Origin of the sequence: Pseudacidovorax sp. RU35E, from assembly GCF_900156165.1 — a bacterium.
In the GTDB taxonomy this organism is placed as follows: domain Bacteria; phylum Pseudomonadota; class Gammaproteobacteria; order Burkholderiales; family Burkholderiaceae_C; genus Xenophilus.
On sequence record NZ_FTMY01000011.1, the window covers coordinates 1 to 14956 of the forward strand.

Sequence of the window (14956 nt, forward strand, 5' to 3'; positions counted from 1 at the left end):
AGGTCGCGCGCCACCTTGTCGGTCGGGCCGCCGGCCGCGAAGGGCACGACGAAGGTGATGGTCTTGCCATCGGGGAAGTCGGCAGCCTGCGCGCCGAAGGTGAGGGCGGCAAGGGCGGCCAGGGCGATGGTCTTCTTCATTCGAAACTGCTCCGACAGAGGTGAAAAGGACCTGAATGGTAGGGACGGCCTTTGTGCGGGAAATTCCGGATTTCCCTAGTAGGACGCACGCCGTGGGGTCTTGCTGATCTGGCACAGCCCAAAGTGGTATCGGCCTGCGGGGCAATAATGCCGGCCCATGTCTTCCCTGCTTGCACTCGACATCGGCAACACGCGGCTCAAATGGGCGCTCTACGCCCAGGCCCAGCCAGGCAGCGTGCCGCTGGCGTCGGGGGCCGAGTTCCTGGACCACATCGAACGTCTTGCGGAAGGGCCATGGGCCTCGCTCCCCCTGCGGCCTGCGGCCATGATCGGCTGCGTGGTCGCAGGCGATGCGGTGCGCCGCCGCACCGAGGAGCAGGTGGAGGAGTGCTTCGATTTCGAGCCGCGCTGGGTCGTCTCGAGCCCCGCAGAGTCCGGCATGGTCAACGGCTACGACCATCCGACGCGTCTGGGCGCCGACCGCTGGGTGGCCATGATCGGCGCCCGCCATCGCATGCTGGCGCAGGTGGCCGACGGCCTGCCGCGGCCGATGGTGGTGGTGATGGTGGGCACCGCGGTCACGGTCGAGGCCATCGATGCCGAAGGCCGGTTCCTCGGCGGCCTGATTCTGCCGGGCCACGGCATCATGCTGCGCGCGCTGGAGTCGGGCACCGCCGGCCTGCATGTGCCCACCGGCGAGGTGCGCGAGTTTCCGACCAACACCAGCGATGCCCTCACCAGTGGCGGCACCTATGCCATCGCTGGCGCCGTCGAGCGCATGGTGCAGCACGTACGCCGCCACTGCGGCGCCGAGCCGGCCTGCTACATGACGGGCGGCGCGGGCTGGAAGATGGCGCCGTCGATGTCGGTGGAGTTCGAACTGGTGGAGTCGCTCATCATGGATGGCCTGCTGGTGATTGCCGGCGACCGCGCCGCGCGCATCGCCGGCTGAGCACCGGCGCCCGGCCGCCGCATCTGCGGCATTGCCGCGTGCAGGGCTGCACGCCCCGCGTTACCAACGCTCAGCCTTGCAGCCCTTCGGCTGCCTGAAACAGCGCCTCGCGCGCCTGCGCCACGATGCGCTGCTTCCACGCCTCGGTGTCGGTGTAGAAGGCCGCGCGCATGCGCTGGTGGATCGACTGGGCCAGCTCCGGCGCGGCTTCGGGATGCAGGTGCAGCCAGTGGTCGCCGCGCATGGCGGTGAGCACTTCCATCAGCGGCTCGGTGCCGTATTCCATGGCGATGCCGGTGAACTCGGCCTGGGGGCATTCCTCGTAGATCGAGTTCCACATCAGCCCGGTGAGCAGGGCCGAGGCCGAACTGCCGTCATAGATGGAGGTGACCGGCGTCGCGCCACTGCCGCCCCACCAGGCGCTTGCGCGGGCATAGGCGGCGGGGTCGTTGCGCCCCGCGAAGATGCGCTCGCCCAGGCCGCTGGGCCCCAGGCCGGTGTGGATGTCGATCCAGGCCACTCGACGGGCCCGCCCGGCGTGCTGTCGCAGCACCTGCCGAACCGTGCGCTGGCTCCAGGTGGGCGCTTGGCCGCCGAAGAACATGCCATCGGCGAAGGCGTACTGGCCTTGGGTGACAGCGGTCTGGAACTCGTCCATGCCGTGCTTGGCGATCCAGTGCTCCAGCGCCTGCTGGTCACGGGGCGCGGGCGGCCACTGCGGCGGCAGCAGTAGCGCGTGCAGCTTGGCATAGGGCTTGTTGCCGGGCAGCGGCGCCGCGAAGTCCTGGAAGTTGCGGTTGAGGTCGACGTTCTCCTGCGTCACCCGCCGGCCATGCGAGAAGCCGTGCGGATTGAGCGCATGGAGGTGGACCACGGCCACGCCGGCATCGCGCGCCGCCTTGCGCCAGGCGGTGTCGTGCAACGCATGCACCTGCACGCCGCTGCCGCAGTGGCCTTCCACGCCATGGCAGGCGCTGCTCACGATCAGCACCCGCTCGGCATCGGCCGGTCCGTCGCGCGCCACGTCCATGGCGAGCGCCTCGCCGTCGGCGCCACGCAAGGGCAGGGGATGACTTTCGACCGGAATGCCGGCCGCCACGCAGGCCGCCAGGAACTTCTGCCTCGCCAGCGCGTAGCTGGGCGAGAAGGCCTGCGCGGCGTCCATCACTTCTGCGTCGTGATCGGCTGGGCGAGGAACTCCTCCGCCAGCTTCACCCATACGCTGGCGCCGAGCGGGATCAGCTCGTCGTTGAAGTCGTAGCTGGCGTTGTGCAGCATGCAGGGCCCCTCGCCGTGCAGGTGCGGCCGGTGGCTGCCGTCACCGTTGCCGATGAAGGCATAGGCGCCGGGCTTGGCCTGCAGCATGAAGGCGAAGTCCTCAGAGGTCATGGCCGGCTCCTGGCGCAGCACGTTGGCCTCGCCCACCACGCCGGCCATCACTTGGCGGGCGAAGTCGGCCTCGGGCGCGGTGTTGATGGTGGGCGGGTAGTAGCGCACGAACTCGAAGTCGCACTCGGCATCGTGCGCGGCGCAGATGTGCTCGGCGATCTTGCGCATGCGCGCCTCGATCATGTCCAGCACCTCCACCGAGAAGGTGCGCACCGTGCCGGTCAGCTCGCAGTCGTTGGGAATCACGTTGTTGGTGTCGCCCGCATGCACCGTCGTCACCGAGATGACGGCCGAATCCAGCGGCTTCATCTTGCGGGTCAGGATGGTCTGGAAGGCCTGCACCATCTCGCAGGCGATCGGCACCGGGTCGACGGTGGTGTGGGGCAGGGCGGCATGGCCACCCTTGCCGCGCACCGTGATGTAGAACTTGTTGCCCGAGGCCATGACCGGACCGGGGCTGACGGCCAACTGGCCGGCCGCCATGCCGGGCCAGTTGTGCATGCCGAAGACGGCTTCCATCGGGAATGTCTCGAACAGGCCGTCGTCGATCATGCGCTTGGCGCCGCCGCCACCTTCCTCAGCCGGCTGGAAGATCAGGTAGACCGTGCCGTCGAAGTGGCGGTTCTTCGCCAGGTGCTGGGCCGCTGCCAGCAGCATGGCGGTGTGGCCGTCGTGGCCGCAGGCGTGCATCTTGCCGGCGTGCTGGCTGGCATGGTCGAAGGTGTTGAGTTCGTTGATGGGCAGGGCGTCCATGTCGGCCCGTAGGCCCACGGCGCGCTCGCTGCTGCCGTTCTTGACGATGCCGACCACGCCGGTGGTGCCCAGGCCGCGGTGGATCGGAATGCCCCACTCGGTGAGGCGGGCCGCCACGACATCGGCGGTGCGCACTTCCTCGTAGGCCAGTTCGGGATGGGCATGCAGGTCGCGGCGGATGGCGGCGATCCCGGCCGCCTGGGTGACGATCGAGTCGATGAGCTTCATGAAGGGCAGTCTAGTGGGGGCAGGCCGGCGCAGGCTGACACGCCCGGGATGCCGGTGCAAGCAATACGGATGCCCGCGGCAGGGGCAAGCCCGCCGTCCGGTCTTGCCGCAGGGCGGGATGGGGACAAGGCGGCGCGGCCACAATCCGGGCCCATGAGCCAACTCCCGCTTTCCGACCGCGCGCTGGCCTTCGCCCAGGCGCTGGTGCGCATGAACACCATCAGCGACCGCAGCAACCTCGAACTGATCGAGTTCGCGCGCGATCACCTGGCCAGTCTGGGCGTGAAGAGCCGGCTGACCTGGAATGCCGAGCGCACCAAGGCCAACCTGTTCGCCACGCTGGGCGAGGGCAAGCCGGCCGGCGTGATCGTCTCGGGCCACACCGATACCGTGCCGTGGGAGGGCCAGGCCTGGACGGTCGATCCGCTGTCTGCCACCGTGCAGGACGGTCCCGAGGGGCCGTCGCTCTTCGGCCGCGGTTCGGCCGACATGAAGAGCTTCATCGCCATTGCGCTGGCGAATGCCGAGCGCATCCTGGCCGGCAATGCGCCCTTCGCGGTGCACTTCGCCTTCAGCTACGAGGAGGAGATCGGCTGCTTCGGCGTGCGCGAACTCATCGCCGACATGCGCGACGCCGGCGTCAGGCCTCTTGCCTGCATCGTGGGCGAGCCGACGTCCATGGTGCCCGCCATCGCGCACAAGGGCGTGTGGCGCTACCGCTGCTGCGTGCGCGGCAAGGAGGCGCATTCCTCCCTCACGCCGCATTCCGTCAATGCCATCGAGATGGCGGCGCGGGTGGTGGGCAAGGTGCGCGACATGGCCGAGGCCTTCGAACGCGAGGAGCCGCGCTACGACGGCTTCGACGTGCCCTTCTCCACCGCCAGCGTGGGCCAGTTCCATGGCGGCATCGCCGACAACGTGGTGCCGCGCGACGCCGAGTTCCGCTACGAATTCCGCGACCTGCCCACGGCCGATGCACGCGCCATGCAGCAGCAGGTGATCGACTACGCCCGCGGCCTGGAGCCCGGCATGCAGCGGGTGGCGCCCGATGCGGGCTTCCGCTTCGAGACCATCTGCGAGATCCCGTCCTTCCTCGGCGGCCGCGACGACCCGGTCACCCGGCTGGCGCAGCGCCTGGCCGGCGAAGCGGGCACCACGCTGGTCGCCTTCGGCACCGAGGCGGGTCTGTTCAAGAACGCGGGCATTCCCACCGTCGTGTGCGGCCCTGGCAGCATCCTGCAGGCCCACCAGCCCGACGAGTACGTGACGCTGGCGCAGCTGGCGCGTTGCGAGGCCTTCATGCACGGCCTGGCCGACAGCGCCGAGATCGGCTGACGCCTTTTCCATGGCGACGGCGACGGGCCCCGGCCCGATGAAGCGGATGGCGCTGGCGCTGCTGGTCGGCGCCGCGCTGCTGTATGCGCTGGCCACTTGGCAGGAGGCGCACGGCGGCCACGCCGGCTGGGGCTGGCTGGCGGCCTTCGCCGAGGCGGCCATGGTGGGTGCCATTGCCGACTGGTTCGCGGTGGTGGCGTTGTTCCGCCATCCGCTGGGCCTGCCGATTCCGCACACGGCCATCCTGCCGCGCAGCAAGGCGCGGCTGGGCGCCAACCTGGCGCGTTTCTTCTGCGACAACTTCCTGGGCACGACGCAGGTGCTGGCCAAGCTGCGCGCCTTCGACGCGGCCGGTCGGCTGGCCGCGTGGCTGTCGCGCCCTGCGCAGGCCGAACGGCTCGGCCGCCTGGGCGTGGCGGCGGTCGGGCAGGTGCTGGCGGCCGTCGACGACCAACGGTTGCGCGACTTCCTCGGCCGCGCCGCGGCGGCGGGGCTGCGGCAGCTGGACTTCTCGCGCACCGCCGGTCAGGTGCTGGAGACGCTTACGGCCGAAGGGCGCCACCAGGCCATGCTCGACGCGGTACTCGGCCATGCCGCGCAGTGGCTCGACGACGAGGCGCTGCAGGACCAGCTCACCGAATCCATCGCGCAGGAGGTCAAGGCGCTGCGCTACGTGGGCCTCGACCAGGTCGCCGCCCGCCTGGCCACGCGCAAGCTGGTGACCAGCATCGCGCGGGCGCTGGGCGAGACGGCGGCTGACCCGGCCCATCCGCTGCGCCAGCGCTTCGACGCCTATATGCAGGGCTTCGTCCAGCGCCTGCAGCAGGACCCGGCCTTCGTCGCCCGCGGCGAGCGGCTGCGCGACGAGCTGCTGGCCCACGACGGCCTGCGCGCGTATCTCGATGGCCTGTGGCAGCAGCTGCGCGACTGGCTGCAGGCCGACCTGGCGCGGCCGGATTCAGCCATCGGCCAGCGCATCGCCCGCCTTGCAGCTTCGCTGGGCGAGCGGCTGGCATCCGACGCCGCCATGCGCGCCTGGCTCAACGAACAACTGGAACAGGCGGCACCCGCCGCCATAGAACGCTGGCGCGAGGACATCCGCCGCTACATCGAGGAGCGCGTGGCGGCCTGGGACACCGACGAGCTCGTGGCCGAACTGGAGCAGCACGTGGGGCGCGACCTGCAGTTCATCCGCATCAACGGCACGGTGGTGGGCGGGCTGGTCGGCGTGGCGATCCATGCCATCACGTTGATGCTGAGATGAACAAAACGCGATGGCGCGGCGCGCCACGCACTCCTAGACTCGCCCCTCCCACGTGCCCCGTGCCGACGACGACCCCGCGATGACCATGACTGCCGCCATGCCCACCCCCGACACGCACACCGTCCTCGGCGCCTGCCCGCACGACTGCCCCGACACCTGCGGCCTGGTCACGACGGTGCAGGACGGCGTCGCCATCAAGCTGCAGGGCAACCCGGCGCACCCGCACACGGGCGGCGTGCTGTGCACCAAGGTGTCACGCTACCTGGAGCGCAATGCGCATCCCGAGCGGCTCACGCAACCGCTGCGCCGCGTCGGTCGCAAGGGCGAGGGCCGCTTCGAGTCGGTGGGCTGGGACGAGGCGCTGGACGACATTGCCGGCCGCCTGAAGGCCATCGCCGCCGACGAGCCGCATGCCATCCTTCCGTACAGCTACGCCGGCACCATGGGCCTGGTGCAGGGCGAATCGATGGACCGGCGCTTCTTCCACAAGCTGGGCGCCTCGCTGTTGGACCGCACCATCTGCTCCACCGCCGGCGGCGAAGGTCTGGGCTACACGCTGGGCGGCAAGGTGGGCATGCGCATCGAGCATTTCGCGCAGGCGAAGCTGATCCTCATCTGGGGCAGCAACGCCATCGCCAGCAACCTGCACTTCTGGCGCCATGCGCAGGCGGCCAAACGGGCCGGCGCGCGGCTGGTGTGCATCGACCCGCGGCGCACCGAGACGGCCGACAAGTGCGACGAGCACATCGCCGTGCTGCCGGGCACCGACGGCGCCCTGGCCCTGGCGCTGATGCACGAGCTGATCGTGCACGACTGGCTGGACCACGACTACATCGGCCGCCACACGCTGGGCTGGGAACAGTTGCGCGAGCGCGCCCTGCAATGGCCACCCGCGCGTGCCGCCGCCGTATGCGGCGTGCCGGTGGCGCAGATCGAGGCGCTGGCGCGGGACTACGGCACGACCCGGCCGGCGGCGATCCGCCTCAACTACGGCATGCAGCGCGTGCGCGGCGGCGGCAATGCGGCGCGGGCCGTGGCCTGCCTGCCGGCGCTGGTCGGCGCGTGGCGGCACCGGGCGGGCGGGCTGCTGCTCAGTTCTTCCGGCCAGTTTCCGGCGGACCGCGCCACGCTGCACCGGCCCGACCTGCTGGCCGGCCGCCAGCCCCGCACCCTCAATATGAGCAGCATCGGCGACGTGCTGACCGGCGACACCATGGCCCTGGCCGGCGGCCCACCGGTGAAGGCGGTGGTGGTCTACAACAGCAACCCGGTGGCGGTGGCGCCCGAGTCCGCCAAGGTGGCCGCGGGCTTCGCGCGCGAGGACCTGTTCACCGTGGTGCTGGAGCAGTTCCAGACCGACACAGCCGATTACGCCGACTACCTGCTGCCCGCCACCACGCAGCTGGAGCATTGGGACATCCACTTCAGCTACGGGCACACCGACGTGATGCTCAACCGCCCCGCCGTCGCGCCGCGCGGCGAGGCGCGCAGCAATGCCTGGGTGTTCCGCGAGCTGGCGCGCCGCATGGGTTTCGACGAGCCCTGCTTTGCCGACGACGACGAGATGCTCTGCCGCCAGGCCTTCCGCCCCGAGGCCATCGACTGGGCGGCGCTGGAGCGCGACGGCTTCGCCACCCTGCCGCTGCCCGACGCGCCCTTCGCCGAGGGCGGCTTTCCCACGCCCTCGGGCAAGTGCGAGTTCTTCAGCGCCCGGCTGGCCGCACAGGGCCTTGACGGGCTGCCGAACCATCTGCCCAACTATGAGCCTGCGGGCAGCTCGGCCGACTATCCGCTGGCCATGATCTCGCCGCCGGCGCGCAACTTCCTCAACTCCACCTTCGTCAACGTGACCAGCCTGCGGTCCATGGAGGGCGAGCCGCTGGTGGAGATCCATGCCGACGATGCCGCGGCCCGGGGCATCACCGATGGCGCCATGGTGCGGGTGTTCAATGCCCGCGGCGAGCACCGCTGCCGCGCCGAGGTCTCGCGGCGCGCCCGACCCGGCGTGGTCAACGGCCTGGGCATCTGGTGGCGCAAGCTGGGCGTGGACGGCACCAACGTCAACGAGCTGACCAGCCAGCGCCTGACCGACCTGGGCCGCGGGCCCACCTTCTACGACTGCCTGGTGCAGGTGGAGGCCGTGGCGGCGTGAGCACGCGCGCTGCCGGCCCGGATGGCGTGCGCACCCCGGGCGATGTTGCAGGAACGCCGGCGCGCCCGGGGCGTCTGCGCCTGGCCCTGGCCACCGGCGGGGCCGCGGCGTCGCTGCTGCTCGCCGGCTGCGGCCCGCTGGGCTATTACGCGCAATCGGTCGGCGGCCACCTGGCCATCCTGCATGCGGCGCGCCCCGTGCCCGAGGTGCTGCAGGACGCCACGCTCTCCGAGGGCCTGCGCCGCAAGCTCACGCTGGCGCAGCACATCCGCCGTTACGCCAGCGACCGGCTGGCGCTGCCCGACAACCGCAGCTACACCGCCTACGCCGACCTGCACCGCGCCGCCGCGGTCTGGAACGTGGTGGCGGCGCCGGCTTATTCGCTGCAGCTCAAGACCTGGTGCTACCCGGTGGCCGGCTGCGTGGGCTACCGCGGCTACTACGACGAGGCCGAAGCCCAGGCGGAGGCCGCGCGCCAGCGCGCCGAGGGCCTGGAGGCGGCCGTCTACCCGGTACCCGCCTATTCGACGCTGGGCTGGCTCGACTGGCTGGGTGGCGATCCGCTGCTGTCCACTTTCATCGGCTATCCGGACGGGGAGCTGGCACGCATCGTCTTCCATGAGCTCGCGCACCAGCGCTTCTATGTCTCGGGCGACACGGTGTTCAACGAGTCCTATGCCACGGCGGTGGAGCGCCTGGGCGGCGCCCAGTGGCTGCGCGACGAGGCGGACGAGCCCGCTCGCGAGGCCTACGCCCGCTTCGACCAGCGCCGCCGCCAGATGCAGGCGCTGATGCTGGCCACGCGCGAGGCGCTGGCCCAGGTGTACGCCTCGCCCGCGGCGACGGGTGGCGACTGGGCACGAGTGGAAGCCATGAAGCAGGCGGCCATGCGCGACTTCCGCGAGCGCTATGCGCGACTGCGTGCCGCCTGGCCGGCAGATGGCCGCCAGGGTGCCTACGACGCCTGGGTGGCGCGGGCCAACAATGCCACCTTCGGCGCCCAGGCCGCCTATGACCAGCTGGTGCCGCAGTTCGAGCATCTGTTCGCGCGCTGTGGGTCGGACTGGCCGCGCTTCCACGCCGAGGTCCAGCGCATCGGTCGGCTGCCGACGCATGAGGCACGCGTGACGGCCCTGGAATTGGCAACGGTGCCCTGAGCGGCTTCCGACCGGACAACAAAAAGCCGCTCCGGGGAGCGGCTGGTCAGGTGGGGTCGTTCAGGCTGCGTGCAGTGCGTCGATCAGATCGATGTACTTCTGCTTGGCCTCGTCCGCCGACACGCCCTTGTGCGTGTTCCAGGCATCCCATTTGGCGCGCGCCACGATGTCGCTGAAGCTGGGCTTCTTCTCGGTGTTGTCGCCCAGGGTGGCCTGCTTGTAGAGACCGTAGATCTTCAGCAAGGTCGGGTTGTCGGGGCGAGAAGGCAGCAGCTTGGACTGGGCTTCGGCGGCTTCGAAACGGGCTTGCAGGTCGGACATGGCGGCGAGGGTTTGGAAAAAAGCACGATTGTGCTCTTTTTGGCGCCCCCAACCACGATTTGCTTCAATCCGCCATGCAGGCCAGCGCCACCTCGCGGTCCAGACACTGCCGTGCATCCATGGGTTCGATGGCCGCGGCGGCCTCGTACAACTGCTGCACCTGAGCAGACGCGGCGTCTCCTCGCAGCGCCATCAGGGCCCGGGCGTACTCGACCCGGCCAGTGGCCGAGTCCGGATGCAGCGCAAGCCCGCGCTCGAAGAGTTCGATCGCACGTTCTGCGCGCACGCCGTAGGTCATGCGGGCGACGAGTTCACCCACCTTGTCGATCACCTCGGCATGAAAAGCGCCGAGCGCGAAGTGGGCGTCGGCATGGCTGGGTTGCTGCTCGATGATCTGCTCCAGCGTGTCCTTGAGGCGCCCACCCAAGCCCTGGGCCAGCGCCCGGGCCACGCTCACGGCCTGCGCATGGCGACCCAATGCGTAGGCATGCCAGTACAGCGCGTGCACATCGCCAGGGTCGGCGGCATGCCTTGCCAGCGCCCGCTCGCCGACTTGCCGCAGCAGCGCCAAGCGCCGCTCGTCGTCGGGCTCGACATAGTTGGCATAGATGGCCGTTGCCTGGTCGGCTAGCGCAGCCCCTCCGGCGCCGCCGATCCGATGCCCTGCCTGCGCCGCCGCAGCGAAGTCGCCCGCGTGATAGAGGGCCCAGGCCGTGGCCAGTTCATCGGTTTCGGGCAGCGGCAGGGGCTGGCCTGCGTGCAGTTGATTCCAGTCGGCGCGCACCCGGGCAGCGTCGAAGGGAAAGCGGCCGAGGCAGTCCGGGGCGGCCCAATGCTCGGGCGGCGGGGGCGTGCGCAGGACAGGAGGCATGGCAACAGACTTTCTCAGGTGGAAAGAGCGACTTCCTCTGGCGCGGGGGCGCTCGCAAGGCGGACCAGTTCGGCACGCTGGGCGGCGCTGAGGTAGGGCACCACCAGCTGCAGCGTATGACGGGTGCCACGCACCATGGCGTCGCAGATGGCCGCCGGCTCCAGCGCCTGGCGAGGATTGCACACGAACTCGTAGTTGAGCCAGTAGGTGGCCAGCACCACCATGCTGCGCGCCAGGGATTCGCGCTCCGTCGGGTCCAGGCGCAACAGGCCGGCACCGCTCAGGCCCGAGAGCATGGCCTGCATCGCCGCCTCCTTGCGGGCCAGCGCTTCGCGCAGCCGCCGCTCGAGGTGGTGGTTGTTGCTCAGCAGGTCGTTCATGTCCCGGTAGAGGAAGCGGTAGCGCCCCATCAACTCGAAGAGCTCATGAACGAAGCGCCAGGCACCGGCCAGTTCGCGGACGTCGGCCGCCTCGGCGAGCAGGGCGTCCAGGCCGGCCTCGAAATCCTCGTGGAGGCGGTTGATCAGCGCCTCCTTGGCCGGGAAGTGGTAGTAGAGGTTGCCAGGACTGATGCGCAGCTCCGTGGCGAGCAGCGTGGTCGACACGTTGGGCTCGCCGAAACGGTTGAACAGCGCCAGGGCCGTTTCCTGGATGCGTTGGGCCGTGCGGCGCGGCGCTTTCCTTGTCATGGGCAGCCTCCGTTGTCTCGGGTGTCTTGTACGGATCACTCTACTCCAAGTGCTTCGCCGCTCTGTGGGGCAAGGCCGCGATGGCTCTAGGTGTTGATACTGTGTCGATCTGCAAACCAAAGCTTGCTTTCCGCCGTCCGGAGGGAAAGCCGAGCCGGCGCCTGTGGATAATCGCGCACCCCGGTGCCCTGCGGTCGGCGCCCGATTCCAACGATTCCTGCGAGAAATTCATGATCCTTGTGACAGGCGGAGCCGGCTTCATCGGCGCCAACTTCGTGCTCGACTGGCTGGCCGGCGCGGACGAGCCGGTGGTCAACCTCGACAAGCTGACCTATGCAGGCAACCTGCAGACGCTGGCCTCGCTGGATGGCGACAAGCGCCACGTCTTCGTGCAGGGCGACATCGGCGACAGCGCCCTGATCGAGCGCCTGCTGGCCGAGCACCAGCCCCGCGCCGTCGTCAACTTTGCCGCCGAGTCGCACGTGGACCGCTCCATCCACGGCCCCGAGGACTTCATCCAGACCAACGTGCTGGGCACCTTCCGCCTGCTGGAAGCCGTGCGCGGCTACTGGAGCCAGCTGCCGGCCGAGCGCAAGAGCGCCTTCCGCTTCCTGCACGTCTCCACCGACGAGGTCTACGGCACGCTCTCGGCCACCGACCCGGCCTTCACCGAAGAGAACAAGTACGAGCCCAACAGCCCGTACTCGGCCAGCAAGGCCGCCAGCGACCACCTGGTGCGCGCCTGGCACCACACCTACGGCCTGCCGGTGCTGACCACCAACTGCTCCAACAACTACGGGCCCTTCCACTTCCCCGAGAAGCTGATCCCGCTCATGATCGTCAACGCCCTGGCCGGCAAGCCGCTGCCGGTATACGGCGACGGCATGCAGGTGCGCGACTGGCTCTACGTGAAGGACCACTGCAGCGCCATCCGCCGCGTGCTGGAGGCCGGCCAACTGGGCGAGACCTACAACGTGGGCGGCTGGAACGAGAAGCCCAACATCGAAATCGTCAAGACCGTGTGCGCGCTGCTCGACGAGCTGCAGCCCCGCGCCGACGGCAAGGCCTACGCCGAGCAGATCACCTACGTCACCGACCGCCCCGGCCATGACCGCCGCTACGCCATCGACGCCCGCAAGCTCGAGCGCGAACTGGGGTGGAAGCCGGCCGAGACCTTCGACACCGGCATCCGCAAGACGGTCGAGTGGTACCTGGCCAACCAGGAGTGGGTGCGCAACGTGCAAAGCGGCGGCTACCGCGACTGGGTGGCCAAGCAGTACGGCGACCAGCCCAAGGCTGCAGCATGAAGGTCCTGCTCTTCGGCAAGGGCGGCCAGGTCGGCTGGGAACTGCAGCGCGCCCTGGCGCCGCTGGGCGAGCTGGTCGCGCTGGACTTCGACAGCACCGAGCTGCACGGCGACTTCAGCCGGCCCGAGGCGCTGGCCGCGACGGTGGAGGCCGTGCGCCCGGACGTCATCGTCAATGCCGCGGCCCACACGGCCGTGGACAAGGCCGAGAGCGAGCCCGACTTCGCCCGCGCCCTCAATGCGACCGCCCCGGGCGTCGTGGCCCAGGCGGCGCAGAAGCTGGGCGCGCTGATGGTCCATTACTCCACCGACTATGTCTTCGACGGCAGCGGCGACACGCCCTGGCGCGAGGACGACGCGACCGGCCCGCTGTCGGTCTACGGCGCTACCAAGCTCGAAGGCGAGCAGCTGGTGGCGGCTCACTGCGAGCGGCACCTGATCTTCCGCACCAGCTGGGTCTATGCGGCACGCGGCGGCAACTTCGCCAAGACCATGCTGCGCCTGGCCAAGGAGCGCGAGCGCCTGACCGTCATCGACGACCAGTGGGGCGCCCCGACCGGCGCCGAGCTGCTGGCCGACGTCACGGCCCTGGCCATCCGCGAGACCCCGCGCGATCCGGCCAAGGCCGGGCTGTACCACCTGGTGGCCGGCGGCACGACCACCTGGAACGGCTATGCCCGCTTCGTCGTCGAGGAGGCGCTGCGCCACGGCGTCGAACTCAAGACCACGCCCGAGGCCGTCGAAGCCGTGCCTACCAGCGCCTTCCCCACGCCGGCCAAGCGTCCGCACAACTCGCGTCTGGACACCTCGCGCATCCGCAGCACCTTCGGCATCGAGCTGCCCCATTGGCAGGCGGGTGTGGCCCGCATGCTGGCCGAGACGCTCTGACAGCGCTGGCATCGCAGCCACCTGACCCACCCAAGACTCATCCCCAGGATTCCAGGAAGCCAACGATGACCCAGAACAGAAAAGGCATCATCCTTGCCGGCGGTTCCGGCACGCGCCTGCACCCGGCCACGCTGGCCATCAGCAAGCAGCTGCTGCCGGTCTACGACAAGCCCATGATCTATTACCCGCTGAGCACGCTGATGCTCGGCGGCATGCGCGACATCCTGATCATCAGCACGCCGCAGGACACGCCGCGCTTCCAGCAGCTGCTGGGCGACGGCAGCCAGTGGGGCATGAACCTGCAATACGCCGTGCAGCCCAGCCCGGATGGGCTGGCCCAGGCCTTCATCATTGGCGAGCAGTTCCTGGCCGGCGCGCCCAGCGCGCTGGTGCTGGGCGACAACATCTTCTACGGCCACGACCTGCAGCAGCTGCTGGGTGCGGCCGACGCGCAGCCCGAAGGCGCCACCGTCTTCGCCTACCACGTCCACGACCCCGAGCGCTACGGCGTGGTCGAGTTCGGCAACGACGGCCGCGCGGTCAGCATCGAAGAGAAGCCTGCCCAGCCCAAGAGCAGCTATGCCGTCACCGGCCTGTACTTCTACGACCGGCAGGTGGTGGACATTGCCAAGGCTGTCAAGCCCAGCGCGCGCGGCGAGCTGGAGATCACGGCCGTGAACCAGGCCTACCTGGACCAGGGCAGCCTGAACGTGCAGATCATGAAGCGCGGCTATGCGTGGCTGGACACCGGCACGCACGAAAGCCTGCTGGAGGCCGGCCAGTTCATTGCCACCCTGGAGCAGCGCCAGGGCCTGAAGATCGCCTGCCCCGAAGAGATCGCCTGGCGCGCCGGCTTCATCGATGCCGCGCAGGTAGAGAAGCTGGCTGCACCGCTCAAGAAGAACGGCTACGGCCAATACCTGATGCGCCTGCTGCGCGAGGAGTACCGCGGATGAAGGTCACCCCAACCAAGCTGGACGGCGTGCTGATCCTGGAGCCGAAGGTGTTCGGCGACGAGCGCGGCTTCTTCATGGAGAGCTTCAACCAGCGCGTCTTCGACGACGCGGTTGGAACACACATCGAGTTCGTGCAGGACAACCATTCGCGCTCGACCAAGGGCGTGCTGCGCGGGCTGCACTACCAGCTGCAGCAGGCCCAGGGCAAGCTGGTGCGGGTGACGCGTGGCGCCGTGTTCGACGTGGCCGTGGACATCCGCAAGAGCTCGCCCACCTTCGGTCAGTGGGTGGGCGTGGAGCTGAGCGAAAGCAACCACCGCCAGTTGTGGATCCCGGCGGGCTTCGCGCACGGATTCGTGGTGACCAGCGACAGCGCAGACTTTCTGTACAAGGCCAGCGACTACTACGCGCCGGCGCACGAGCGCAGCATCCTGTGGAACGACCCGGACATCGGGATCGAGTGGCCGGACTTCGGCGGCGAGCCGAAGGTGTCGGCGAAGGATGCAGCGGCGCTGAGGCTCGCGGCGGCCGATACCTTCGCCTGAGGTCTCAGGG

General features: G+C 69.5%; 14 protein-coding genes and 1 pseudogene. 9 read left to right on the plus strand and 6 right to left on the minus strand.

Annotated elements, in window-relative coordinates; translation table 11 throughout:
- Window positions 1-140: pseudogene (locus BXA03_RS26625) on the minus strand (tripartite tricarboxylate transporter substrate binding protein BugD); the annotation flags it as partial.
- 157 nt (window positions 141-297) lie between these two features.
- On the opposite strand from BXA03_RS26625, the gene BXA03_RS19075 reads away from it, so the two are divergent.
- A complete protein-coding gene (locus tag BXA03_RS19075; RefSeq protein ID WP_076510793.1) occupies window positions 298-1092 on the plus strand; it encodes a type III pantothenate kinase in 795 nt (264 codons plus the stop codon).
- A 70-nt stretch (window positions 1093-1162) separates the two neighbouring features.
- Here the strand turns inward: BXA03_RS19075 and BXA03_RS19080 are convergent, their stop codons facing one another.
- A complete protein-coding gene (locus tag BXA03_RS19080) occupies window positions 1163-2257 on the minus strand; it encodes a M14 family metallopeptidase (RefSeq protein WP_369822453.1) in 1095 nt (364 codons plus the stop codon).
- Window positions 2257-3462: a M20 aminoacylase family protein gene (locus tag BXA03_RS19085; protein ID WP_076510795.1), complete on the minus strand. Its 1206-nt coding sequence runs from the start codon at window positions 3460-3462 to the stop codon at window positions 2257-2259. The genes BXA03_RS19080 and BXA03_RS19085 overlap by 1 nt, the downstream gene beginning before the upstream one ends.
- A gap of 153 nt (window positions 3463-3615) precedes the next feature.
- On the opposite strand from BXA03_RS19085, the gene argE reads away from it, so the two are divergent.
- From argE to BXA03_RS19105, 4 genes are all read left to right on the plus strand, one after another.
- Entirely contained in the window at window positions 3616-4797 is a 1182-nt protein-coding gene (gene argE, locus BXA03_RS19090) for an acetylornithine deacetylase (RefSeq protein WP_076510796.1), read from the plus strand.
- Window positions 4798-4807: 10 nt separating this feature from the next.
- Window positions 4808-6061 (plus strand): DUF445 domain-containing protein, encoded by a 1254-nt coding sequence (locus tag BXA03_RS19095; protein ID WP_234983751.1) that lies wholly within the window; start codon window positions 4808-4810, stop codon window positions 6059-6061.
- A 79-nt stretch (window positions 6062-6140) separates the two neighbouring features.
- Complete coding sequence (locus tag BXA03_RS19100; protein ID WP_076510798.1) at window positions 6141-8213, plus strand: molybdopterin-containing oxidoreductase family protein; 2073 nt, start codon at window positions 6141-6143, stop codon at window positions 8211-8213.
- Window positions 8214-8287: 74 nt separating this feature from the next.
- Entirely contained in the window at window positions 8288-9370 is a 1083-nt protein-coding gene (locus tag BXA03_RS19105; RefSeq protein WP_076510945.1) for an aminopeptidase, read from the plus strand.
- A gap of 60 nt (window positions 9371-9430) precedes the next feature.
- Here BXA03_RS19105 and BXA03_RS19110 read toward each other — a convergent pair whose 3' ends face one another.
- The 3 genes from BXA03_RS19110 to BXA03_RS19120 form a co-directional block, all read right to left on the minus strand.
- Window positions 9431-9691 (minus strand): acyl-CoA-binding protein, encoded by a 261-nt coding sequence (locus BXA03_RS19110; RefSeq protein WP_076510799.1) that lies wholly within the window; start codon window positions 9689-9691, stop codon window positions 9431-9433.
- A 64-nt stretch (window positions 9692-9755) separates the two neighbouring features.
- Complete coding sequence (locus BXA03_RS19115) at window positions 9756-10562, minus strand: tetratricopeptide repeat protein (RefSeq protein ID WP_076510800.1); 807 nt, start codon at window positions 10560-10562, stop codon at window positions 9756-9758.
- Window positions 10563-10576: 14 nt separating this feature from the next.
- Window positions 10577-11251, minus strand: a complete 675-nt coding sequence (locus tag BXA03_RS19120) for a TetR/AcrR family transcriptional regulator (RefSeq protein WP_076510801.1) — start codon at window positions 11249-11251, stop codon at window positions 10577-10579.
- A gap of 230 nt (window positions 11252-11481) precedes the next feature.
- Here BXA03_RS19120 and rfbB point away from each other — a divergent pair, with 230 nt between their 5' ends.
- The 4 genes from rfbB to rfbC all read left to right on the plus strand — a co-directional run bounded on the left by rfbB (window position 11482) and on the right by rfbC (window position 14946).
- Window positions 11482-12558, plus strand: a complete 1077-nt coding sequence (gene rfbB, locus BXA03_RS19125; protein ID WP_076510802.1) for a dTDP-glucose 4,6-dehydratase — start codon at window positions 11482-11484, stop codon at window positions 12556-12558.
- Window positions 12555-13445, plus strand: a complete 891-nt coding sequence (gene rfbD / locus BXA03_RS19130) for a dTDP-4-dehydrorhamnose reductase (protein WP_076510803.1) — start codon at window positions 12555-12557, stop codon at window positions 13443-13445. The genes rfbB and rfbD overlap by 4 nt, the downstream gene beginning before the upstream one ends.
- Window positions 13446-13510: 65 nt before the next feature.
- Window positions 13511-14401 (plus strand): glucose-1-phosphate thymidylyltransferase RfbA, encoded by an 891-nt coding sequence (rfbA, locus tag BXA03_RS19135; RefSeq protein ID WP_076510804.1) that lies wholly within the window; start codon window positions 13511-13513, stop codon window positions 14399-14401.
- Window positions 14398-14946: a dTDP-4-dehydrorhamnose 3,5-epimerase gene (gene rfbC, locus BXA03_RS19140; RefSeq protein ID WP_076510805.1), complete on the plus strand. Its 549-nt coding sequence runs from the start codon at window positions 14398-14400 to the stop codon at window positions 14944-14946. Before rfbA ends, rfbC begins: the two co-directional genes overlap by 4 nt.
- Window positions 14947-14956: the final 10 nt, after the last annotated feature.

Coding starts and splice junctions, on each gene's coding strand:
- BXA03_RS19100 (WP_076510798.1), top strand. CDS start 6,141: ATGACCATGACTGCCGCCATGCCCACCCCCGACACGCACACCGTCCTC.
- rfbA (WP_076510804.1), top strand. CDS start 13,511: ATGACCCAGAACAGAAAAGGCATCATCCTTGCCGGCGGTTCCGGCACG.
- rfbD (WP_076510803.1), top strand. CDS start 12,555: ATGAAGGTCCTGCTCTTCGGCAAGGGCGGCCAGGTCGGCTGGGAACTG.
- BXA03_RS19115 (WP_076510800.1), bottom strand. CDS start 10,562: ATGCCTCCTGTCCTGCGCACGCCCCCGCCGCCCGAGCATTGGGCCGCC.
- BXA03_RS19080 (WP_369822453.1), bottom strand. CDS start 2,257: ATGGACGCCGCGCAGGCCTTCTCGCCCAGCTACGCGCTGGCGAGGCAG.
- BXA03_RS19110 (WP_076510799.1), bottom strand. CDS start 9,691: ATGTCCGACCTGCAAGCCCGTTTCGAAGCCGCCGAAGCCCAGTCCAAG.
- BXA03_RS19075 (WP_076510793.1), top strand. CDS start 298: ATGTCTTCCCTGCTTGCACTCGACATCGGCAACACGCGGCTCAAATGG.
- rfbC (WP_076510805.1), top strand. CDS start 14,398: ATGAAGGTCACCCCAACCAAGCTGGACGGCGTGCTGATCCTGGAGCCG.
- BXA03_RS19095 (WP_234983751.1), top strand. CDS start 4,808: ATGGCGACGGCGACGGGCCCCGGCCCGATGAAGCGGATGGCGCTGGCG.
- BXA03_RS19085 (WP_076510795.1), bottom strand. CDS start 3,462: ATGAAGCTCATCGACTCGATCGTCACCCAGGCGGCCGGGATCGCCGCC.
- BXA03_RS19120 (WP_076510801.1), bottom strand. CDS start 11,251: ATGACAAGGAAAGCGCCGCGCCGCACGGCCCAACGCATCCAGGAAACG.
- rfbB (WP_076510802.1), top strand. CDS start 11,482: ATGATCCTTGTGACAGGCGGAGCCGGCTTCATCGGCGCCAACTTCGTG.
- argE (WP_076510796.1), top strand. CDS start 3,616: ATGAGCCAACTCCCGCTTTCCGACCGCGCGCTGGCCTTCGCCCAGGCG.